The sequence below is a fragment of the Vibrio echinoideorum genome (assembly GCF_024347455.1).
Classification (GTDB): Bacteria; Pseudomonadota; Gammaproteobacteria; order Enterobacterales; family Vibrionaceae; genus Vibrio; species Vibrio echinoideorum.
The window spans coordinates 3,002,582-3,026,337 of record NZ_AP025483.1; the positions used below are offsets into that span (position 1 = coordinate 3,002,582).

At 44.5% G+C, this 23,756-nt stretch carries 19 protein-coding genes; 8 read left to right on the top strand and 11 right to left on the bottom strand.

All coding sequences use genetic code 11. From position 1 onward, the window contains the following. Window positions 1-4: 4 nt before the first annotated feature. From OCV36_RS13525 to OCV36_RS13560, 8 genes are all read left to right on the top strand, one after another. Entirely contained in the window at window positions 5-1,417 is a 1,413-nt protein-coding gene (locus tag OCV36_RS13525) for an FAD-dependent oxidoreductase (protein WP_029224738.1), read from the top strand. A 113-nt stretch (window positions 1,418-1,530) separates the two neighbouring features. After that, window positions 1,531-1,959 carry a DUF1499 domain-containing protein gene (locus OCV36_RS13530; RefSeq protein ID WP_017072838.1) on the top strand — a complete coding sequence of 143 codons (429 nt, stop codon included), beginning with the start codon at window positions 1,531-1,533 and terminating at the stop codon, window positions 1,957-1,959. Window positions 1,960-2,086: 127 nt separating this feature from the next. Beyond that, entirely contained in the window at window positions 2,087-2,782 is a 696-nt protein-coding gene (gene mtnN, locus OCV36_RS13535) for a 5'-methylthioadenosine/S-adenosylhomocysteine nucleosidase (protein ID WP_135456246.1), read from the top strand. A gap of 10 nt (window positions 2,783-2,792) precedes the next feature. Continuing rightward, on the top strand, window positions 2,793-3,746 hold the full coding sequence (locus tag OCV36_RS13540; RefSeq protein WP_135456245.1) for a cobalamin biosynthesis family protein: 954 nt from the start codon (window positions 2,793-2,795) through the stop codon (window positions 3,744-3,746). A 1-nt stretch (window position 3,747) separates the two neighbouring features. Next, entirely contained in the window at window positions 3,748-4,617 is an 870-nt protein-coding gene (gene btuF, locus OCV36_RS13545; protein WP_135456243.1) for a vitamin B12 ABC transporter substrate-binding protein BtuF, read from the top strand. 74 nt (window positions 4,618-4,691) lie between these two features. Next, the gene (locus OCV36_RS13550) at window positions 4,692-5,309 is read left to right on the top strand and encodes a TRIC cation channel family protein (protein ID WP_017072834.1); all 618 of its coding nucleotides are present in this window, start codon (window positions 4,692-4,694) and stop codon (window positions 5,307-5,309) included. A 296-nt stretch (window positions 5,310-5,605) separates the two neighbouring features. Continuing rightward, a complete protein-coding gene (locus tag OCV36_RS13555; protein ID WP_017072833.1) occupies window positions 5,606-6,187 on the top strand; it encodes a flavodoxin family protein in 582 nt (193 codons plus the stop codon). 134 nt (window positions 6,188-6,321) lie between these two features. After that, window positions 6,322-7,167 carry a LysR family transcriptional regulator gene (locus OCV36_RS13560; RefSeq protein ID WP_135456241.1) on the top strand — a complete coding sequence of 282 codons (846 nt, stop codon included), beginning with the start codon at window positions 6,322-6,324 and terminating at the stop codon, window positions 7,165-7,167. Here the strand turns inward: OCV36_RS13560 and OCV36_RS13565 are convergent. The 11 genes from OCV36_RS13565 to murC form a co-directional block, all read right to left on the bottom strand. Continuing rightward, window positions 7,118-7,897, bottom strand: coding sequence for a TSUP family transporter (locus OCV36_RS13565; protein WP_135456239.1), 780 nt, complete (start codon window positions 7,895-7,897; stop codon window positions 7,118-7,120). The genes OCV36_RS13560 and OCV36_RS13565 overlap by 50 nt on opposite strands. A 214-nt stretch (window positions 7,898-8,111) precedes the next feature. Next, entirely contained in the window at window positions 8,112-11,342 is a 3,231-nt protein-coding gene (gene carB / locus OCV36_RS13570) for a carbamoyl-phosphate synthase large subunit (protein ID WP_017072830.1), read from the bottom strand. A gap of 16 nt (window positions 11,343-11,358) precedes the next feature. Further along, a complete protein-coding gene (gene carA, locus OCV36_RS13575) occupies window positions 11,359-12,516 on the bottom strand; it encodes a glutamine-hydrolyzing carbamoyl-phosphate synthase small subunit (RefSeq protein WP_017072829.1) in 1,158 nt (385 codons plus the stop codon). A gap of 503 nt (window positions 12,517-13,019) precedes the next feature. Then, window positions 13,020-13,844: a 4-hydroxy-tetrahydrodipicolinate reductase gene (dapB, locus tag OCV36_RS13580; RefSeq protein WP_017072828.1), complete on the bottom strand. Its 825-nt coding sequence runs from the start codon at window positions 13,842-13,844 to the stop codon at window positions 13,020-13,022. Window positions 13,845-13,936: 92 nt separating this feature from the next. Beyond that, complete coding sequence (gene mutT, locus OCV36_RS13585; protein WP_135456237.1) at window positions 13,937-14,335, bottom strand: 8-oxo-dGTP diphosphatase MutT; 399 nt, start codon at window positions 14,333-14,335, stop codon at window positions 13,937-13,939. A 339-nt stretch (window positions 14,336-14,674) separates the two neighbouring features. Beyond that, window positions 14,675-17,401, bottom strand: coding sequence for a preprotein translocase subunit SecA (gene secA, locus OCV36_RS13590; RefSeq protein WP_017072826.1), 2,727 nt, complete (start codon window positions 17,399-17,401; stop codon window positions 14,675-14,677). A 388-nt stretch (window positions 17,402-17,789) separates the two neighbouring features. After that, window positions 17,790-18,707, bottom strand: a complete 918-nt coding sequence (lpxC, locus tag OCV36_RS13595) for a UDP-3-O-acyl-N-acetylglucosamine deacetylase (protein ID WP_017072825.1) — start codon at window positions 18,705-18,707, stop codon at window positions 17,790-17,792. A gap of 95 nt (window positions 18,708-18,802) precedes the next feature. Next, a complete protein-coding gene (ftsZ, locus tag OCV36_RS13600) occupies window positions 18,803-20,032 on the bottom strand; it encodes a cell division protein FtsZ (RefSeq protein ID WP_135456233.1) in 1,230 nt (409 codons plus the stop codon). Between the two features lie 31 nt (window positions 20,033-20,063). Next, entirely contained in the window at window positions 20,064-21,332 is a 1,269-nt protein-coding gene (ftsA, locus tag OCV36_RS13605; RefSeq protein ID WP_017072823.1) for a cell division protein FtsA, read from the bottom strand. Window positions 21,333-21,348: 16 nt separating this feature from the next. Further along, window positions 21,349-22,104 (bottom strand): cell division protein FtsQ/DivIB, encoded by a 756-nt coding sequence (locus tag OCV36_RS13610; RefSeq protein ID WP_029224737.1) that lies wholly within the window; start codon window positions 22,102-22,104, stop codon window positions 21,349-21,351. A 190-nt stretch (window positions 22,105-22,294) separates the two neighbouring features. After that, window positions 22,295-23,755 carry a UDP-N-acetylmuramate--L-alanine ligase gene (murC, locus tag OCV36_RS13615; RefSeq protein WP_135456232.1) on the bottom strand — a complete coding sequence of 487 codons (1,461 nt, stop codon included), beginning with the start codon at window positions 23,753-23,755 and terminating at the stop codon, window positions 22,295-22,297. Window position 23,756 lies beyond the last annotated feature (1 nt).

A 23,756-nucleotide genomic window follows, 5' to 3' on the forward strand; every position in this document is an offset into this window, starting at 1 on the left:
AATAATGAGCCAGAATGTATACCAATTTATTGATGTGAATCGCGTAGATCCAGCGAAGAAACCAATCAAAATACGTAAGATTGAGTTCGTAGAAATCTACGAACCTTTCACTAAACAACAAGCCAAAGCACAGGCTGACCGTTGTTTAGACTGTGGTAACCCTTACTGTGAATGGAAGTGCCCTGTTCATAACTATATTCCTCAATGGCTAAAGCTCGCCAATGAGGGGCGCATTATCGAAGCAGCTGAACTTGCTCATCAAACCAACAGCTTGCCAGAAGTATGTGGCCGCGTTTGTCCTCAAGACCGACTGTGCGAAGGCTCTTGTACCCTTAATGATGACTTTGGCGCAGTAACGATAGGTAACATTGAAAAATACATTACCGACAAAGCCTTTGAAATGGGCTGGAAGCCGGACATGTCTAATGTAGAGTGGACTGATAAAAAAGTCGCTATCATTGGTGCTGGCCCTGCAGGCCTTGCCGCGGCAGATATTTTAGTACGCAATGGCGTAAAAGCCGTGGTGTTTGATCGTTACCCTGAGATCGGGGGCCTACTTACCTTTGGTATTCCGTCATTCAAGCTTGAAAAAGGCATCATGGAAAACCGTCGCCGTATCTTTAGCGACATGGGCGTTGAGTTCCAAATGAATACTGAAGTCGGTAAAGATGTTCAGCTTCAACAGTTAGTTGATGACTACGATGCCGTTTTCTTGGGCGTTGGTACCTATAAAAACATGCGTGCAGGGTTAGATAATGAAGACGCGCCAGGTGTTTACGATGCCTTGCCTTTCTTAGTATCGAATACTTACAAAGTAATGAGCCTCGATAACCCAACTCCATATATCGACATGCAGGGTAAAAAAGTTGTCGTGCTTGGCGGCGGTGATACTGCGATGGACTGTGTTAGAACCTCAATTCGTCAGCATGCTGCCAATGTTGTTTGTGCTTATCGCCGAGATGAAGCCAACATGCCGGGTTCTCGCCGTGAAGTGAAGAATGCTAAAGAAGAAGGTGTGAAATTCATGTTCAACCTTCAACCATTAGGACTAGAAATCAACTCATCCGGACACGTAACTGGTGTAAAAGTGGTGAAAACAGCTCTAGGTGAACCCGATAACGCAGGTCGTCGTCGTCCAGAACCCGTTGAAGGCAGTGAGCATGTTCTTGAAGCCGATGCGGTAATCATGGCGTTTGGTTTCCAACCTCATGCAATGGAATGGTTAGAACCATTTGGTGTTGAACTCGATCAATGGGGACGCATCAAGGCTCCCGGCAAACAAGAGTTTCAATACCAAACCACCAACAGTAAGATCTTTGCAGGTGGCGATGCCGTGCGAGGTTCTGATTTAGTGGTTACGGCCATTGATGAAGGCCGTAAAGCCGCAGAAGGGATCTTGGACTATTTAGACGTATAGGTTTCCTTTACCGCTAAGTTAGTTACTATTAAAAGGATCCGTTATTGGATCCTTTTTTATAGAACAACTTTATCCATAAATGCACAATAACAAATAGATAAACGGAAATAACTATGACTAAAGCCGCTCTCCTCATTGTATCCCTTGTCGGCTTAACTGCGTGTAGCCAAGGAGTGACAACCATGACAGATAGAACCTCATCGCCTTGTGGTGATAAACCCAACTGTGTATCAACTCAAGATAACCGTGAACAACATGCTTTAACGGAATTTTCCCTGTCAGATTCTGTAACTCTCGATCAGATTGAACAAGTTGCCCTCACCTTACCGGGCGCAAAAACCGCCAGTAAAACGGAAGACTATCTACGAGTTGAATGTACGTCTCGTATCATGCGTTTTGTCGATGATTTAGAGCTCAAAACGGTAGATGGCAAACTGATCGTGCGTTCAGAGTCTCGCACTGGCCACTCAGATTTTGGTGTGAACCGAAAACGAGCTGAACAACTTCGCGCTAGCTTAAAAAGCGAAGGCCTGATCAAATAGATAAAAGAATACGCAGATAAATCGCTGCTATTCAGATGAGAAGTGCCTCTGGGCAGTCGCTCGACACTTCTTATCCATGCTACAATTTCGCTCTACTGTTTAAATATTATTTATTAAGAGACTACACATGAAAATCGGCATCATTGGCGCAATGGAGCAAGAAGTTGCGATCCTAAAGGCAGCAATTTCAGACATTATTGAAGTTAATAAAGGCGGTTGTACCTTTTTCTCTGGTCAGATAAATGGTGTTGACGTTGTTTTGCTTCAATCAGGCATTGGTAAAGTAGCCGCTGCAGTGGGTACTTCAATCCTACTAAGCGAATACCAACCAGATGTAGTACTAAACACTGGCTCTGCTGGCGGTTTTGATTCAACACTGAACCTTGGCGATGTGGTTATCTCAACTGAAGTTCGTCACCACGATGCAGATGTTACAGCTTTCGGTTACGAAATCGGCCAAATGGCAGGTCAACCTGCAGCGTTCAAAGCGGACGACAAACTGATGGCTGTTGCTGAACAAGCATTAGCAAAAATGGAAGATAAGCACGCCGTTCGCGGTCTTATCTGTACTGGCGACGCATTTGTTTGCACAGCAGAACGCCAAGCGTTCATCCGCAAGCACTTCCCATCTGTCGTTGCTGTAGAGATGGAAGCATCTGCTATAGCTCAAGCTTGTCACCAATTCCAAGTACCATTCGTGGTTGTTCGTGCAATCTCTGACGTTGCAGACAAAGAATCACCAATGAGCTTCGAAGAGTTCCTGCCACTAGCAGCACAAAGCTCTTCAGAAATGGTTATCAAAATGGTTGCCCTACTAAAGTAAGCGACTAGACATGCAAACACTGTTTGATCAGGTATTTGCAAATGGCGTGCTCCTTGTAATGTGGGGAGCACTGCTTTTTCATTTAATCTTACCTATTCCCCATGCCGCACACCCCACGACCTTATGGCATAAGTTTGCTGAGCTTTTAGCAAGCAAGGTTAATAACAACCAAAATTATTCCCAAAGCTTAATCTCGGGCACATTAGCCTGGGGCGTAATGGTATTACCGGCTCTGGTTATTCTATTGGCACTGCAACCACTGGTTTGGCAATCTCAACTGTTTGAATTAGCGCTGTTATTACTGGCGATTGATTGGCGCAACAATGAAAAGCTAACAAACCAACTGATCAAAGCACTTGGCCGAGAAGATAAAGTCGCAGCTCGTCAGTTGCTGGCTCCGGTTGTCAATCGTCAGACTGAATCACTTTCATCACTTGGCCTAGGCAAAGCCGCCGCAGAAACCATCATCATGGGTTACGCTCGCAATGTGGTATGTGTTTTATTCTGGTACGCCATTGGTGGTGGAATTGCGGCTTTAATGTATCGCCTTGTAGTCGAGTTAGCTCGAGCTTGGTCACCAAGTCGCAAGCGATTTGCTCCATTCGGGTCAACAGCGATTAAGATAGTCGCTATCCTCGAATTCATACCGATACGTCTGTTTGCTTTGATGATCGTATGTGGTGATAAAGCCACACACACATTTAAAATGATGTTGGTCCAAAGCTCATCTTGGCCACTACCAGGCCCGGCATGGTTAATCACCGCTGTAGGTAACAAGCTGGAATTATCATTGGGTGGCCCTGCGATTTACGACAATACCAAAGCCATTCGTGCAAAATTAGGCGGCAGAATCGCCCCATCAGCCCTGCATTTATCGCAGGTTCAGAAGCTATTATTTGGCCGCATCGCTATCTGGATATTTTTACAAAGCCTAATCTTACTATTTGTTCACCAAGGGATTTAGAGTGAAACGTTCAGCACTTGTTACAAGCCTTACTCTTTTGTCTTCCAGCTTATGGCTACCTTTATCATTTGCAGAAGAAACATCACTGACTCCAGAAAAAGTACAGCCCGCTCAACGCGTAGTAAGCCTTGCTCCTCATGCTACTGAACTCGCGTATAGCGCAGGTTTGGGCGACAATCTTGTTGCGGTAAGTGAGAGAAGTGATTACCCACCACAAGCCGATAAGCTTGAAAAAGTAGCGAACTATCAAGGTATCAAGGTTGAGAAAATCATCGCGCTTCAACCTGATCTCATTCTCGCGTGGCCTGCTGGTAACCCACCAAGAGAACTCGCAAAGCTAGAGCAATTTGGTTTCAATATTTACTACTCAAGAACCAAAAGCTTAGACAGCATCGCGACCAATATTGAGCAACTCAGCCAATATTCCGCTGACCCTAGTATCGGTGAGAACAATGCCCAAAAATACAGAGAACAACTCAACGCGTTAAGGCTAAAATATAAAAACGCCGAGCCCGTAAATTATTTTTACCAGCTAAGTGAAAAGCCGATCATCACCGTTGCTCAAGGGCACTGGCCAAGTGAAGTGTTTGAGTTTTGTGGTGGCAACAATATTTTCGAAGACAGCGCATCCCCCTATCCACAAGTGGGTATCGAGCAAGTTGTCTTACGGAAACCACAAGTGATCTTCACTTCTCAGCATGCGATTGAGAATGGAACCATGTGGCAAACTTGGGAAAATGAGATCCCAGCAGTTGCTCAAAATCAGATTTGGTCACTCAACTCTGACTGGATTAACCGCCCAACGACAAGAACTTTGAAGGCTATCCAGCAAGTATGCGATTTCTTCGATAGAGCTCGCCAAAATCACTAACTATTTGCTGTATTTTTTCGTACAATTCGCCACCGACCTGTCCCTACAATTTCAACCATAAGAGCACCAGTATCATGGACTCCATGCTGCTTTATATTATCGATTTATTTGGTACTGCCATTTTTGCTGTATCAGGCGTATTTGTCGCAGGCCGTCTTAAGATGGACCCCTTTGGCGTTGCCGTTTTAGGCAGTGTCACCGCAATTGGTGGCGGTACTATTCGTGACATGGCATTGGGTGCGACTCCCGTGTTTTGGATCACCGATACCACCTACCTTTGGGTGATTATCACCACCTGCTTGTTGACTATGATCATAGTGAGACGTCCAAAGCGTTTGGCGTGGTGGATACTGCCCGTTTGTGATGCTATTGGATTAGCGGTGTTTGTTGGGATCGGTGTTGAAAAAGCATTGATTTATCAAGACTCAGCATTAGTCGCTATCATCATGGGCGTAATTACTGGCTGTGGTGGCGGCATTATTCGTGACGTTTTAGCCAGAGAAGTGCCAATGATCCTAAGAAGCGAAGTCTACGCGACCGCTTGTATCATTGGCGGCTCCTTCCACACCATCGCTATTAGCATGGGCCACGATTCAGAAACCGCATTTTTAGCCGGAGTGTTATCAACGCTACTCATTAGGCTTGGCGCTATTCGTTGGCATTTATCATTGCCGACCTTCGCAATCAAATAAAGAGATCGATAACTAAGAGGCTCCGTCAAGGAGCCTTTTTAATTCGTTTTCAAATCACTTATATCCTCAGTTTCACCCTACAAAGATCCCCCCTTCTTTCCTGAGACTCAATTTAGTTAACTCATTAACTCATTAACTCTTTAACTCATTAACTCATTAGCTCATTAGCTCATTAGCTCATTAATTACCATGTTAGTAATGTTTTTTATTTACTTATCTAGTTAACAGGCTACATTAGTAAATAAATGACTTTATAAATAATTCTATTTACTAACAGTGACAATAGGGAGTTCGAGATGAGTATCAATAAAGTGGGCATTGTTTTCTTCTCTAAGAATGGAGCGACTAAACAAGTCGCAGAGACAATCGCTGAAGGCATTAACACTCAACAATCTAACTCTGCACTGCTCATTGAAGTACTCTCGACTGAAGTAGTCGAAGGAAGATATGTCAATGACGATAAGCTCAACGCATTAGACAGTTGTGATGCGATTATCTTTGGCGCGCCAACCTACATGGGATCACCAGCGGCTCAATTTAAGAGCTTTATGGATGCGAGCAGTGATACCTATTGTAAGAAAGCATGGCGAAATAAGCTCGCTGCAGGTTTCACTACTGGTGGTAGCCTTAACGGTGAGCAGCAACAAACCTTGCTAAGCTTTTTCACCCTGGCTTGTCAGCATGGCATGATTTGGGCAGGGCTTGATATCTCAAAGCATATTGATGACCTAGGTTTGAATCGCACAGGTTCAAGTATTGGTTTGGTCGCCAGTAATGATCAAACGGCTGAGAGCACCAATAATCACATTAACAGTAATGATCTAAAAACCGCTTTCTATTTTGGTCAACGCATTGCGAGTCTAGTTAAGAAAATCTAACTAGCTAATTTCCTAATTAACGAGCTAACGTCAAAAATCCTAGCTTGTCTGATATCTATAAGCTCAGACTAGAGAATGAATGGTGTTTAAGGTAACTTGGTTCAATCATTCCCAACTTTCATGAATATCACTAAATGCTACTCGAAGGAATCGAAACTCTATTAGTGCTGAGCAAAGCAAAGACCATGAGCCGCACCGGCAGTCTGCTTTATATCAGCCAATCAGCAGTCAGCAAACGGATTGCTAACTTAGAAAAGAAACTAGGTAAAAAGCTCATAGAACCAAGTGGCCGACAGATAAAACTAACTCCCGATGCGATTGCATTAATCGAGAGTATCGGCCCTGCGTTCAATGAGCTCCGTGGTCTTATTTATGAACAGCAAGAGTTGGAAGACACTACTCTCATCACCTTAGATAGCTCTAAGTCTCTGATCGCAGGTTATTTAGGAGAGATGATGGGGCAATTTATCCAACAAGATAAATACATCACGATTACTACTAATCACACCCCAAGAATTATAGAACGAGTTCAATCTGGTAAGGCAACCTTAGGACTATGCGCAGGCTTATTGCCACCTCATCATGGGTTAATGACTTTCCACCTGTTTGACGAACCGTTTTATATTGTGAGTAAGGCGCCACTTAGTGAGCTTCCTCCTTCAGTCATTACCAACGACATGACTAATCCGGCAAACTCATATCAGTTATCTGTGCTTGAAAAGTTCGGCATCAAACCCTTGATGGAGATGGATGCCTACACCGCAGCAGCCCAGTTAGCGTTGGGTGGGACAGGACCAGCACTAATCCCGCTATCTATAGTAAAAACACTCAATATTGAGCCTCAATACCTGTTTAGTTTTGCCGAATTGAAGGGGTTAATTCGACCCATTCATATCTGTGTCAGGCCAAATAGCTATCAGTCTCCACGAGTTAAAACACTGATAGAATCCATTGTTGATGCTGTTCCCAAAGCAGTTTAGATGCCATTAACATCGACATTACGATCACAAGGGGGCGAATCCATTTCTGCCCTTTTGTCACCACAACTTTAGCGCCAAGCTGAGCGCCCATAAAGCCACCAACTGCCATCACTAAACCCAACTCCCAAATGGGTAAGCCAGCAATAACAAAGAAGATTAGAGCAGCAATATTCGAGGTAAAGTTGAGAACCTTAGTTCGGGCAGTAGCATCCACCAAAGAGAAGTGCCCGATAGCCACAAAACAGACGGTGAAAATAGAGCCCGTTCCTGGTCCAAAAAATCCGTCATAGAAACCAACACCGCCACCAATGCACAAAGCAAACACCGCCTCAGACATCTTCTGTTTACCTTCAGAAGTTCTGGTTTGTGGTGCTAATAGGAAATAGAGAGAGATGGCGATAAGCAGTAATGGGATCATACTCGTCAGCAAGCTCGCATCAATATGCTGTACTAACTCTGCACCAATCGCAGAACCAATAAAAGTACAGAGAATGGCAAGCCGCATCTCTTTAATGTTCACGATACCATTGCGTACGAAATACCAACTGGCCGAGAAGCTGCCAAAAGAACTTTGAAGTTTGTTGGTGGCCAATGCCTGCGTTGGTGGCACGCCTGCCGCTAGCAATGCAGGTAGAGTCAACAACCCACCGCCGCCAGCCATTGCATCAATAAAGCCTGCCGCCGTCGCAACAACAAACAAGATAGCCAATATCTCTAGAGTGATTTCCATATACCCAACGCCTTAAATTCTCGTGTAGCGACAACTTACCACCCAGAGCAAACGATCAACAACGAAACACAAGATTGTAACCTATTCCAAATTTTCATCATTTAGTTATCACTAAACAGCAGACATAAAAAAGCCCACTCCGATGAGTGGGCTTTGAGCATTTATATCCGCTTAATTGCTAACTTCATTTGAAATTAGCGACGCTTAAACAAATTTAAGCTAGAGAAGCTTTAACTTGTGCGTGTAGCTCTTGAACTGAAGTTACTGACGTTTTCGCGTCTGCAGTGTGCGCCATACAAGTCGCGAATGCAGCATTTAGCGTCGTCGTGTAGTTAACTTTCTCAGCCAATGCGCCACGACGAAGAACTTTCGAATCTTCAATCGCTTGACGGCCAGCAGCAGTGTTCACGATGTACGTGTACTCGTTGTTCTTGATACGGTCAAGAATGTGAGGACGACCTTCGTGTACCTTGTTTACTAGACGTGGGTTGATACCCGCTTCGCCAAGAATAACCGCAGTGCCGTGTGTTGCGTCTAGCTGGTAACCAAGCTTAGACAGCTTAGATGCTAGGTCAACGACGCGCTCTTTGTCGCCTTCACGAACAGAAAGAAGCGCACGGCCGCCTTCTGGGTAGATGTTGCCACAACCCAATTCAGCTTTAGAGTATGCTTCAGCAAACGTTGCACCAACACCCATAACTTCACCAGTAGAGCGCATTTCTGGGCCTAAAAGTGGGTCAACACCAGGGAACTTGTTGAACGGAAGCACAACTTCTTTCACAGAGTAGTATGGTGGGATGATTTCTTTCGTAAAGCCTTGAGACTCTAACGATTGACCCGCCATAACACGAGCTGCAATCTTAGCGACAGGCGCGCCTGTTGCTTTCGATACGAACGGTACAGTACGTGCAGCACGAGGGTTAACCTCAATTAGGTACACTTCGTTGTTCTTAACAGCAAACTGCGTATTCATTAGGCCACGAACACCCAACTCGAATGCTAGCTTTTCAACTTGCTCACGCATTACGTCTTGGATTTCTTGGCTTAGCGTGTAAGCAGGAAGAGAACATGCTGAGTCACCAGAGTGAACACCCGCTTGCTCGATATGCTCCATGATACCCGCAATAACTACGCGCTCACCGTCACAAATTGCATCAACGTCGACTTCAATTGCATCATCTAGGAAGCTATCAAGTAGTACTGGAGATTCATTTGAAACGCTTACCGCTTCGTTGAAGTAGCGACGTAAGTCTTGCTCGTCATATACGATTTCCATCGCACGACCACCAAGAACATAAGAAGGACGAACAACCAATGGGAAGCCAATCTCGCGAGATTTCTCTACCGCTTGCTCCATTGTTGTTACTGTCGCGTTTTCTGGTTGTAAAAGACCAAGACGGTCAACAGCAACTTGGAAACGCTCACGGTCTTCTGCACGGTCGATTGCGTCTGGGCTAGTACCAATGATAGGTACGCCAGCAGCTTCAAGCTCACGAGCTAGTTTCAGTGGTGTTTGACCACCGTACTGAACGATAACGCCTTTTGGCTTCTCTACACGAACGATTGCGAGTACGTCTTCCAGAGTTACTGGTTCAAAGTACAGACGGTCAGACGTATCGTAGTCTGTCGAAACGGTCTCAGGGTTACAGTTAACCATGATTGTTTCGTAGCCATCTTCACGTAGTGCTAAAGAAGCATGTACACAACAGTAATCGAATTCAATACCTTGGCCGATACGGTTTGGACCGCCGCCTAAGATCATGATTTTCTCTTTGTCTGTTGGATTCGATTCACATTCGTCATCGTAAGATGAGTACATGTAAGCCGTATCAGAAGAGAACTCAGCCGCACACGTATCTACACGCTTGTAGACTGGGTGAATATCGTATTGGTCACGCAGACGACGAATTTCACTTTCTGCTACACCTAGAATCTTAGACAGGCGAGCATCAGCAAAACCTTTACGCTTAAGCTTCATTAGCTCGTCTTTATTCAGACCAGCAAAGCCTTTCGCTTTAAGTTCTTGCTCTAGTTTTACGATGTCTTCGATTTGAACTAGGAACCAACGGTCAACTTGCGTTAGGTTGAATACACCATCGACTGACATACCAGCACGGAAAGCATCTGCGATGTACCAAATACGGTCAGAACCTGCTTCTTTAAGCTCATGGCGAATTGTAGTTAGCGCATCAGGTGCATCTAGGTCTACCATTTCGTCAAAGCCAGTCGCGCCAACTTCTAGGCCGCGAAGCGCTTTTTGTAGTGATTCTTGTTGGTTACGACCGATAGCCATAACTTCACCAACAGACTTCATTTGCGTCGTTAGACGGTCGTTAGCGCCTGCAAATTTCTCGAAGTTAAAACGAGGAATCTTAGTTACTACGTAGTCGATTGTTGGTTCGAATGATGCCGGAGTTGCGCCGCCAGTGATGTCATTCATCAGCTCGTCTAGCGTAAAGCCAACAGCCAGTTTCGCTGCAATCTTCGCGATTGGGAAACCTGTTGCTTTAGAAGCTAGTGCAGAAGAACGAGATACACGTGGGTTCATCTCGATGATAACCATACGGCCATCTTTCGGGTTGATACCAAACTGTACGTTTGAACCACCCGTTTCAACACCAATCTCACGCAATACCGCTAGAGAAGCGTTACGCATCAGTTGGTATTCTTTGTCTGTTAGCGTTTGAGCCGGAGCCACTGTGATCGAATCACCAGTGTGGATGCCCATTGGATCGAAGTTTTCAATCGCACATACAATGATACAGTTGTCGTTTTTATCGCGAACCACTTCCATCTCGTACTCTTTCCAACCGATAAGCGACTCATCGATTAGAAGTTCGTTGGTTGGAGAAAGGTCCAAACCACGACGACAGATTTCTTCAAATTCTTCTTTGTTGTAAGCGATACCACCGCCTGTACCACCCATCGTAAACGATGGACGAATGATACAAGGGAAACCAACCATTTCTTGAACTTTGTAAGCTTCTTCCATCGTTTTCGCTGTATCAGCCGTTGGACACTCAAGACCAATCGATTTCATTGCTTTATCAAAGCGAGAGCGATCTTCAGCTTTGTCGATAGCGTCAGCGGTTGCGCCAATCATCTCTACGCCGAACTCTTTAAGTACACCGTATTTTTCTAAATCTAACGCACAGTTAAGTGCAGTTTGGCCACCCATTGTCGGTAGAACTGCATCTGGCTTCTCTTTAGCGATGATATTGCGAACCACTTCCCATTGGATAGGTTCGATATAAGTCGCATCAGCCATCTCTGGGTCAGTCATGATTGTCGCAGGGTTCGAGTTTACAAGAATAACTCGGTAACCTTCTTCACGAAGTGCTTTACAAGCTTGAGCACCAGAGTAATCAAACTCACATGCTTGACCGATAACAATCGGGCCAGCACCTAGAATTAGAACACTTTTAATGTCAGTACGTTTTGGCATTATCTACTACTCCGGATTACGCTTTGTCTTGTTTGTTTGCAACAGACTGGTTAATTAATTCAATGAAGTGGTCGAATAGCGGTGCCGCATCTTCTGGACCTGGGCTTGCTTCTGGGTGACCTTGGAAGCTAAATGCTGGTTTGTCTGTACGGTGGATACCTTGTAGAGAACCATCAAATAGAGACTTATGAGTCGCTCGTAATGTCTCTGGAAGCGTATCTTCGTCAGCAGCAAAGCCGTGGTTTTGTGAAGTAATCATCACAACATCACGATCTAAATCTTTAACCGGGTGGTTTGCACCGTGGTGACCAAACTTCATCTTCACTGTCTTAGCGCCTGACGCAAGAGCAAGAATCTGGTGACCTAGACAGATACCAAAGATTGGCAAACCTTTTTCTAGAAACACTTTTGTTGCTTCAATTGCGTAAGTACATGGTTCTGGGTCACCAGGGCCATTTGAAAGGAAAACACCGTCTGGGTTCAGAGCGAGTACTTCTTCTGCTGAAGTTTCAGCAGGAACAACCGTTAGGCGGCAGCCGCGGTCAACAAGCATTCGTAAGATATTTCGTTTTGCACCGAAGTCATAAGCAACAACGTGGTATGGCAATTCAGAGTCTGCTTTCGCTTCAGGAAGTCCACCCGTAAGCGTCCACGAACCTTGTTTCCATTGATACGCTTCTTTTGTTGTAACTTCTTTCGCAAGGTCCATACCTTTCAGGCCAGGGAATTCTTTTGCTTTAGCAAGAGCTAGAGCCTCATCAAGGTTGTTACCCGCTACGATACAACCGTTTTGAGCACCTTTTTCACGAAGAATACGCGTCAGCTTACGAGTATCGATATCAGCGATACCAACAACGTTTTGCGACTTAAGGTAATCAGAAAGGGATTGTTCATTACGGAAGTTAGAAGCGATTAGAGGGAGATCGCGAATCACAAGGCCTTGAGCGTGGATTGAAGAAGATTCTTCATCTTCGGAATTGGTTCCGGTATTGCCAATGTGAGGGTAAGTAAGGGTAACGATTTGTTGAGAATAGGAAGGATCAGTGAGGATTTCTTGGTACCCCGTCATCGAGGTATTAAAAACGACTTCACCAACTGCAGAACCTACAGCGCCAATGGCTTCACCGTGAAATACTGTCCCATCTTCTAGGACGAGTAGTGCTGACTTCTTCAAGACAACCTCCAGAAATAAAAATGCATTAAAATTGATTTAATTTGCAAATCTACCTTCCTGTAACACCAAAAACTGCGTGTTTATGGAAATTAGACAAATTGGCGATATTCTAGTGATCTGCGTGATACGTGTCAACATTTAACGAGAAAGAAATTAAACATTTGTAAGAACTAATTCAATTTCCCCCATCAAAGCTTCAAAAGTTCAACTTTCATACTCTATTAATAGGAATATTACGATTTTCTAATTTTCGCCCGTCATTTTCACCCACCATTAGGTGGAAAAAATATCACCAACAAAACGCAATCGATAAATACAATGAGAAAACATATACATTTAAAGCTCTAAACCAAAAACAATGACAAAGCAGCTATAAATAACAGCTAAATGCAGTTCTAATCAGGAAAATTAGAGAATAAGAAGAAAGTAACCAAGAGGAGTTTAAGCGGGGAAAAGCGGTAAATAAAGAAAGCGCTGGCAATTGCCAGCGCATAAATATCTATTTATAGGTCATTCAAACCAAGGACATCCGTCATGGTATAAAAGCCTGCTGGCTTGTCATTTAGCCAAACAGCCGCCTTGATCGCACCATTGGCAAAGGTCATTCTATCCGTTGCTTTATGGGTAATTTCAACGCGCTCGCCAATATCAGCAAACATAGCGGTATGCTCACCAATGATGTCACCGGCACGAATGGTCGCAAAACCGATCTCATCTTTTGTACGCTCGCCCGTAATGCCTTCGCGTGACCATACAGCGACATCGTTTAGCTCGTTGCCCATCGCACCGGCGATCGCTTCGCCCATGCCAATCGCAGTACCAGAAGGTGCATCGACTTTATGACGGTGGTGAGCCTCTACGATTTCAACATCACAGTAATCGCCCATCACTTTAGCGGCCTTTTCTAGCAGCTTAAATACCAGATTTACACCAACGCTGTAGTTAGGTGCCATTACAATAGACATCTCTTTTGATGCTGCATCGATAACCTGCTTTTCTTCTTCAGAGAAACCAGTAGTGCCGATGATCAGTTTTTTACCGTGACGCTTACAAAGTTCAATATTCGCTAATGTGCTCACAGGTGCGGTAAAGTCGACGATCACATCAAACTCTTCAATCGCTTTCGAAAGGTCATCAACTAGAGCTACATCAAAACGACCTTCACCGCATAACTCGCCAACGTCAACACCGACCAAAGATGACTCTGGACGCTCTGAACCAGCACCAACGCTTGCTTCTGAATTATGGTGAGCGGCTTTCACCAAGTTACGACCCATACGGCCAGCTGCTCCTGCAATTGCAATTCTTACCACTGCGAATATCTCCATTGTTTTGGTTACCGTCACTGCTCATCTGTCGCAGCAACGTTCATTCGATTAATCTCTTTAAACTAACAACAATCTCAAACTCAGGCTAGCAATTACGAAAACTCTTTTATTACTCGCTCTAAAATTGGCACATTCGCTTCAGGGAATGCGTATTGGCTCAATGATTCAAGATCGACCCATTCACCTTGCTGGCCTTCTTTACCATAAGGCTGTTGCTCGAAATCAGTCACAAGGATGAAATCAAACTCAAGCGACTTGTCACTGTAATCAAACTCAAGGTGTTCAAACAGAGACTGTTCAGTCACCTTAATACCAATCTCTTCATCAAGTTCACGAGCCATCGCCTGCTCAATGGTTTCGCCCACTTCTACTTTACCACCAGGAAATTCCCAGAAACCGCCTTTGTGCTTGTCATCTGGGCGTTTAGTGATAAATACCTGTGACTTATCTTGGTTGAAGATAATACCCGCGACAATATGGATTCTTTTCATATGATGATGTTCCTTAATAAAACGTTTCGCTCACGTAGCCCCTAAATACATCCCCCTCAAGAAGGAGGAATGACTGAGTTGGGATCGAATACAGCAGCGTGAGCCTAACTATTAAACGAGATTCCCTACCGCGCTCGTTCATCGTATAGGGAATGATGACTTACCCTCCCATTAAAGGTAAGCCATGAAATTTACATACAAAAAGAGCCGCCTAAGCGACTCTTTTTATCAAAATTATATTAAGGCAAAGCTGTATTGGTTGAGAACGAGGAGGCGACGCGGAGTTTACAAGTGTAAATGAGCATCGCCGACGAAGTTATCAGCCACTACAGCAAAGCATTAGTCAATTTTACCGTGACACTGTTTGTATTTTTTACCACTTCCACATGGGCATGGTTCGTTACGACCCACTTTACGCTCATCGCGTACTACCGTTTGTGGAGATACAGCGTCAGTTTCATCGCCAGCCAACTGATTCTCAGCAGTTGCATGTTGTGCTTGTGCACGACGCGCCGCTTCTTCAGCTTGAGCTTGACGTTGAGCTTCCATCTTTTCAACTTCTTCTTGTTGCTGAACGCGAACTTTAGAAAGGATGGTAACAACGTCTGTTTTTAGTACATCTAGTAGGCCTTCAAACAGTTCAAACGACTCGCGCTTGTACTCTTGTTTCGGGTTCTTCTGAGCATAACCACGTAAGTGGATACCTTGACGAAGGTGATCCATCGCAGCCAAGTGCTCTTTCCAAAGACCGTCTAGCGTTTGTAGCATCACAGACTTCTCAAAGTTACGCAGTACCTGAGCACCAACCACTTCTTCTTTCTGTTTGTACGAATCTACCGCCATACCAAGAATGCGCTCACGCAACGCTTCTTCATAAAGCTTGTCGTCTTCGTCTAACCAACCTTGAATATCAAAGTCTAGATCGAAGTCATTCTTCAGACGGTCTTGCAGACCCGCGATATCCCACATGTCTTCAAGAGACTGAGGAGCGATGTATTCATCAATGACTGACGCCAGTACATCTTCACGGTTGTGTTCGATCATCTCACTGATGTCATCTGAGCTCATCAGTTCATCACGAAGCTCGTAAACCACTTTACGTTGGTCATTGGCAACATCATCGTACTCAAGAAGCTGCTTACGAATGTCAAAGTTACGACCTTCAACTTTACGTTGCGCTTTTTCAATTGAGCGAGACAGCATCTTAGATTCAATCGCTTCGCCTTCGTCCATACCACTTTGGATAAGACCAGCCATACGATCAGATGTAAAGATACGTAATAGCGAATCTTCCATTGATAGGTAGAAACGAGAAGAACCTGCATCACCTTGACGACCAGAACGACCACGTAGCTGGTTATCGATACGGCGAGATTCATGACGCTCAGTACCAATAATGTGCAGACCACCTGACTCAAGAACTTTATCGTGGATAATTCTCCAGTCAGCTTTGATCTTGTCGATCTGCTCTTTAGTTGGATTATCTAGTTTCTCAATTTGTGCCTGCCAGCTACCACCTAACACGATATCGGTACCACGACCAGCCATGTTAGTTGCGATAGTTACCGCACTCGGCATACCAGCTTGCGCAACGATCTCAGCTTCCATTTCGTGGAACTTAGCATTGAGTACGTTGTGCTTAATTTTTGCTTTTTTCAGTGCGTTAGACAGCAGTTCAGATTTCTCGATAGAAACCGTACCAACCAATGATGGCTGACCAGCAGTTACACGGTCCTTGATGTCTTCAATGATCGCATTGAACTTGTCTTCTTCGGTACGATAAACCACATCTGGCATATCGTTACGAACCATAGGTTTGTTGGTTGGGATAACCACCGTTTCTAGGCCGTAGATAGACTGGAATTCGAAAGCTTCAGTATCGGCAGTACCTGTCATGCCTGACAGTTTTTCGTACAGTCGGAAAAAGTTCTGGAATGTAATCGATGCTAGCGTTTGGTTTTCATTTTGAATCTTCACACCTTCTTTCGCTTCAACAGCTTGGTGTAAACCTTCAGACCAACGACGACCTGGCATAGTACGACCAGTATGTTCATCAACGATAACCACTTCGCCTTCTTCAGTAACGATGTAGTCGACGTCTTTCTCAAACAATACGTGTGCACGAAGCGCAGCATTCACGTGGTGCAATAGACTGATATTGGTTGGAGAGTAAAGTGTGTCGCCCTCTTCCATCAGACCATTTTTGACCATTAGCTCTTCAACAAATTCTTGACCGTTTTCAGTCAGGTGAACCTGTTTCGATTTTTCGTCCATGGTGTAGTGACCTTCACCACGGTACTCTTCTGAATCTTCTTTATCTTGACGCTCTAGAGAAGGAATTAGAGTGTTGATGCGCGTATAAAGGTCAGAACTATCCTCGGCTGGGCCAGAGATAATTAACGGAGTACGGGCTTCATCAATTAAGATTGAGTCAACTTCATCGACAACAGCGAAGAAACGTTCACGTTGAACACGATCTTCGGCACGGAAAGCCATGTTGTCACGCAAGTAATCGAAACCAAACTCGTTGTTTGTTCCGTATAGGATATCCGCTTGGTACGCTTCTTTTTTCTCTGGCGGAGCCATGTTTGGCACGTTCACGCCAACAGTCATACCAAGAAATTCAAATAATGGACGGTTTGTTTCAGCATCACGCTTAGCTAGGTAATCGTTCACCGTTACTACGTGAACACCTTTGCTTGGTAGAGCGTTAAGATAAGCTGGTAGGGTTGCTGTAAGAGTCTTACCCTCACCAGTACGCATCTCTGCAATTTGACCAGCATCTAGAACCATGCCACCAATTAATTGCACGTCGAAGTGACGCATACCGTAAACACGTTTAGACGCTTCACGTACCGTAGCAAATGCTTCAGGTAGAAGTTGATCTAACGATTCGCCTTTATCTAAGCGCTCACGAAACTCAACGGTTTTTGCTTTTAGCTCTTCATCAGAAAGAACTTCTAACGTTGGTTCGTAGTTATTAATTTCTTTTACAATTTTTCTAAGGCGGCGCAGTGTTCTGTCATTGCGACTGCCAATTACCTTTGTCAGCAGCTTAGTAATCATGTGCTTGGAATCTCTTCGTTCTCAGATCGTCCGCGATCTATTTTAAATGCCGTCAGTCTCTACTAGTTATGAACTAGTCTTCAGTTACTAACCAAGGATACTGAGATAAATCTAGTATCTTTGATATTGTACTTGAGAGTAGAGTTTTCAAGGCTTGAGTTAAAATTAATGCTCTCTAGTGTAAGTAATTTTCACACCAACGACCATTTATAACCCCATTTGTTTGATGTGCTTGGAAGTTTTCTTTCTAATTGCTGATGGAATAGCCAAACAACAGCTCTTTAGTAGGCAACTTTCGGATGTTGATGACACTGTATCTGGAAAATAGATACAAAAAAACCAGGTCGATGACCTGGTTTTCGAAATCTTATATTGTTGTAAGCAACAATTACGCTAAAACCATTCCTGGTTCTGCAAATGCAACAGGAGAGCCCACTTCTTCTTCGAATGTTGCCCACTCCCAAGCTTCTGCGTCAGCAAGTACTGCACGTAGTAGTTGGTTGTTTAGGCCATGACCTGATTTGTATGCACGGAACTCACCAATAATAGCGTGTCCACACATGTAAAGGTCACCAATCGCGTCGAGTACTTTATGAGTGACAAACTCATTATCAAAACGCAGACCTTCTTCATTAAGAATTCGGTATTCGTCAAGTACGATAGCATTATCGAAGCTACCGCCAAGTACTAAGTTTTGAGATTGTAGATATTCAATATCACGCATGAAACCGAAAGTACGAGCGCGTGAAATCTGCTTCACAAAACCTTGTGAAGAGAAATCAAACAACAAACGTTGCTCATCAGATTCAATTGCTGGGTGGTTAAAGTCGATCTCAAAGTCCATACGGAAGCCGTTAAATGGAACAAACTCTGCCCATTTATCGCCATCTTCAAAACGGATAGGCTTTTTGATTCGAATAAAACGCTTCGCTGCATTCAGTGTTTCTACACCCGCTTGCTGTAGCAAATATACGAATGGGCTTGCGCTACCATCCATAATTGGAATCTCTGGTGCATCTACTTCAACAATAATGTTGTCGATGCCCATACCCGCTAAAGCTGCGTTAAGGTGCTCCACTGTAGAGATACGTATGCCTTCGTCATTAACAAGAGCAGTACATAGCATAGTGTCACGAACTGATGCTGGATCAGCTGGGAAATCTACAGGTGGATTTACATCAGTACGACGATAAACAATACCTGTATTTGCAGCTGCAGGGCGAAGAGTAAGTGTGACTTTACGACCAGAGTGGAGACCCACACCAGTTGTTTTCACAATTTCTTTCAGAGTACGTTGTCTGATCATCTGCTTGCCTCTTATCAGTGCTACAAATCACGGTCAGTATTTACCGACCGCGAATTTTACCATTAATTCGACGATAGTCAAATTTTGGGTATTTGTTAATCAGCCTGACGTCGTAAGAATGCTGGAATATCTAAGTATCCACTCTCTTTCTCAGCTTTAGGTGCAGCACTTTGGCTAGCGCCTGTACCTGAAGAAACAGGTAACGTTGTTGGCTGTGGTTTAACTTGAGGTTTAACCTCAGTTTTTTGTTGCAATGGTTGTGCCACTTTCTCTTCCACTTTTGGTGCAGTTTGAGCCGCTACCTGTGGTTGAGGAGTTGGTGCAACTTTTGCTTTTCCACCAGCAACTAATGTGATGTCTGGTTTTTTCTCTGTTCCGATACCTGTTGCAACAACAGTTACACGGATTTCATCCGTCATATCAGGATCTAGAGAAGTACCAATCACGACAGTTGCGTTATCAGAAGCGAATGCCTTAACTGTATTACCCACAGTTTCGAACTCATCTAGACGCATATCTAGGCCTGCTGTGATGTTCACAAGAACGCCACGCGCGCCAGCTAGGTCGATGTCTTCTAGTAGTGGGCTAGAAATTGCTGTTTCAGCAGCTTCTTCAGCACGGTCTTCACCTTTTGCGATACCGCTACCCATCATTGCATGACCCATCTCAGACATTACGGTGCGAACATCCGCGAAATCGACGTTAATCATACCAGGGCGAGTAATTAGCTCTGCGATACCTTGTACAGCGTTTTTAAGTACATCATTTGCACTTGCGAAAGCTTCAAGCAGTGTTACACCACGGCCAAGTACTTTAAGTAGCTTTTCATTTGGAATCGTAATTAAAGAATCCACATGTTTAGAAAGCTCTTCAATACCTTGCTCAGCAAACGCTAAACGCTTTTTGCCTTCAAAGCTAAATGGCTTAGTTACAACAGCAACCGTTAGCACACCAAGCTCTTTCGCAACTTCAGCAATAACTGGAGCAGCACCAGTACCAGTACCACCGCCCATACCAGCTGCGATAAATACCATATCGGCGCCAGTTAGAACTTCTTTAATTCTTTCTCGATCTTCGAGAGCTGCATCACGGCCTACTTGTGGGTTTGCACCAGCGCCCAAACCTTTAGTGATATCACCACCAATTTGGATCACGCTGCTCACGCTTGTTTTACGAAGAGCTTGAGCATCAGTGTTAACACTGATGAATTCTACGCCTTCGATTGACTCACGTACCATGTGCTCAACAGCGTTACCGCCACCGCCACCAACTCCAACGACTTTAATTACTGCATCGTCAGACATTTCCATCATCGGTTCAAACATGTGTTATCTCCGTTTTTTCCTGCAACTCAGGTTAAAACTCTTTTTGTATCCAATTACGCAATTTACCAAACAAGCCTGACATAGAAGGTGCTGAACGCTTAGGTTCGCTGTAATCACCCTCATCACTTATCTGACAATCTCTTGCGTAATGAAGTAAACCAACCGCCGTAGAATGATACGGCTCTTTAACATAATCAGTTAAGCCACTAACTTCTAATGGCTTACCAACTCGAACTTGATTGCGGAAAACGCGTTCCGCACACTCTACTAATCCGTCAATTTGAGCCGCTCCACCAGTGAGAACGACGCCAGCTGCAAGGTGGTGTTTAATACCTTCATCTCGTAGCTGTAATTGAACCGTATCAATAGTTTGGTTAACGAGGCCCATAAGTTCAGTGTAACGTGGTTCAATCACTTCCGACAAAGTTTGTCGTTGCAAACTTCTCGATGGACGGCCACCTACACTAGGGACGTTAACAGAATCATCCTTGCTTACGAGTTCACTCAGAGCGCAACCATGGTTTACTTTTATCTCTTCAGCATCGCTCACTGGCGTGCCGAAAGCGAAGGCAATATCACTGGTTACTGCATTTCCTGCGTAGGAAAAGACTTCTGTGTGTCGCAGTGCGCCGCCAGTCCAAATGGAGATATCCATCGTACCGGCACCAATATCAACAACACATACTCCAAGCTCTCTCTCGTCGTCAGTAATTACCGCATTACTTGAGGCAAGTCCTGAAAACACGATTTGCTCTACAGTGAGACCACATCGTTCAACAGCTTTAATAATGTTTCTCGCCATGTCGCTATGGCAAGAAATTAGGTGAACACTGACTTCCATTCGAACACCAGATAAACCAAGCGGATTCTTAATCCCTTCTTGGTAATCGATGGTAAATTCTTGTGGAATCACGTGCAGAATTCTCTGCTCATCACCTATTTTAATTGATTTCGCGGTATGGATCGCTCGATCCATATCGTCTTGAGACACCTCTTCATCTGAAATAGTGCCCATGCCTTTTTCAATTCGGCTTGCGATATGTTTGCCCGATAGCGAGATAAACACATTGCTGATTTGGCATTCCGCCATCAACTCTGCTTGATCAATGGCTCGCTGAACCGACTTAACTACCGACTCTAGGTCGTTTACACCACCTTTATCCATACCTCTGGATGGGCTTTGCCCTGATCCAATGATATTGATTTGACCATCAGGCAATATTTCACCAACCAGAGCGGATATGGTCGCAGTGCCTATATCAAGACCAACGATTAAGTTGTCATCTGCGGTCTTAGTCATCTGTGCTCTCTTTTAACTATTGCTCTGGAAACCAGCCTACAGCGGCTCCCGTATCATACCTGAGGTCGATGTAGCTCACTTGATTCGCCTTACTACCTAATTCGTTGTAAAGCGAAATGAAGCGTTCAACACGCTCATCTAAAGAATCTTTACCTAGTTCTAAACGAATACCGTTATCTAGGATTATTTGCCAAGCGCGACGCTCATTGAGAACGAGCGAGGTAACGGTTAACCCAAGACTGTTAATCAAAGGGGTTATCTGTCGCCATTTTTCTATCACTTTTTGGCTGGTGCCGTCTGGGCCGTAAAGCTTGACTCTATCGCCCTTCAAAAGGCCGATATCACCATTGAACACCTGACCATTCTCATTCAGCAACATGTTGCCATTCCAGATTGCTGCCGCGTGGTATTCGGTCAAAAATACTTTTATTGTGTCTGGCCACTGCTTACGAATAGAGACAACAGATACCCAAGGCAATGCTTCTAAACTGTCTTGCAACACACCGATGTCTTGCGACATGAATGTTCCAATATGTTCTAGCTCGCCAAAAGCATGCTGAACATCACCAGCGGTCACGTAAGTTAAATCGCCTTGAAGTACTATTTTGGAAAGAGGCAATCGCTGATCGTCCCACATCCAAGTCAGTGTGGTATAGAAAAGAAACCCAATGAATAGCAATACCACTACAAAAAAAGACCCACCTAGGGCGTGTTTCTTAAGTGATGGTAAACTGAATAGGTGGCGGTTTTCGCTAAAAGCACTTTCTACCAAAGCCCGCATTCCCTGTCGTTGGTTCGCAATTCTATTCCCTATTTTGTAATAGAGGTAAAAGCACTTACTTTAACCTATGAATTATACTGAGCAAAATCAAACTATCAAACGTTGATAATAAGATTTTTGGTCAATTTTAGGTCAATCGCAAGAAGTGAGCGCTCAACCACAGTCTGTAGACAGTATTCTGTTACGCGTTCTGCATTTTATTAATGTCTAATTGTAACGATTCAAGTTGCTTCGCTACACGACCTACATCACCTGCACCTTGCGTTAAAACAAGGTCTCCGCCTTGAATTACGTTCGCGAGAACCGATGGCAGCGTGTTGATATCAGCAACAAAGATTGGATCAATCTTACCACGCCCACGAATAGTTCGACTCAATGAACGCCCGTCAGCACCTGCAATAGGTTTCTCACCGGCAGAGTACACGTCCAACAAGATGAGAACATCTACCTGCTCAAGAACGTTTGCAAAGTCATCATACAGGTCGCGCGTTCGGCTGTAGCGGTGTGGTTGGAATATCATCACAAGACGCTTGTCAGTCCAGCCACTGCGTGCGGCTTGAATAGTTACATCCACTTCAGTTGGGTGATGACCATAATCATCAACCAACATTGCAACGCCTTTACCGGTTTCGTATTCACCAAGGTGTTCAAAACGACGACCTGTACCTTCCGTTCCAGCCATTGCTTTTAGAATAGCTTCATCACTGATGTCATCTTCAGTAGCAACCGCGATCGCCGCGGATGCATTCAGCGCGTTATGACGACCCGGAATGTTCAATGTGATATTAAGGTTAGCTTTGCCTTCACGTACAACTGTGAATTTGCCTTGCTGACCTTGTTGTACGTAATTCTCAATGCGGATATCAGCGTCTTCTGAGAAGCCGTATGTAATGACTTGGCGGCTAACTTGAGGAATAAGCTCACGTACGACAGGATCATCAACACACATCACAGCCTGACCATAGAATGGCAGGTTGTGTAAGAAATCAATAAACGTCTGCTTTAACGTTTCGAAATCGCCACCATAGGTATCCATGTGGTCAGCTTCAATGTTAGTCACGATACTAACCATGGGTTGCAAATGTAGGAATGACGCATCGCTTTCGTCAGCTTCAGCGATAAGAATACGACTCGAACCTAAGCGAGCATTAGTACCCACACTCTTCACCAAACCGCCGTTTACGAAGGTTGGATCCAAGCCTGCTTCCGAGTAAATCTGAGTGACAAGCGCGGTTGTGGTTGTTTTACCGTGCGTACCTGCCACAGCAATACCATGACGAAAACGCATCAGTTCAGCCAGCATTTCAGCACGACGAACGATAGGAGTGCGTGATTCACGAGCAGCAACAATCTCAGGATTCTCTTCGTTGATAGCGGTTGAAACCACCACCACACTAGCATCGGCAACATTACTTGCTTGGTGGCCAATATAAACAATAGCGCCCTTGCTAACTAAACGATCGGTCACTGGGTTTTGAGCAATATCAGAACCCGTAATCTGGTAGCCTTCATTTAGCAAGACTTCAGCAATCCCGCTCATTCCGGCACCACCAATACCAATAAAGTGGATAGATTTAACACGGCGCATCTCTGGCACCATTGCACGGATTTGCGCTAAGTCTTGGGTATGTTCAATCGTCATC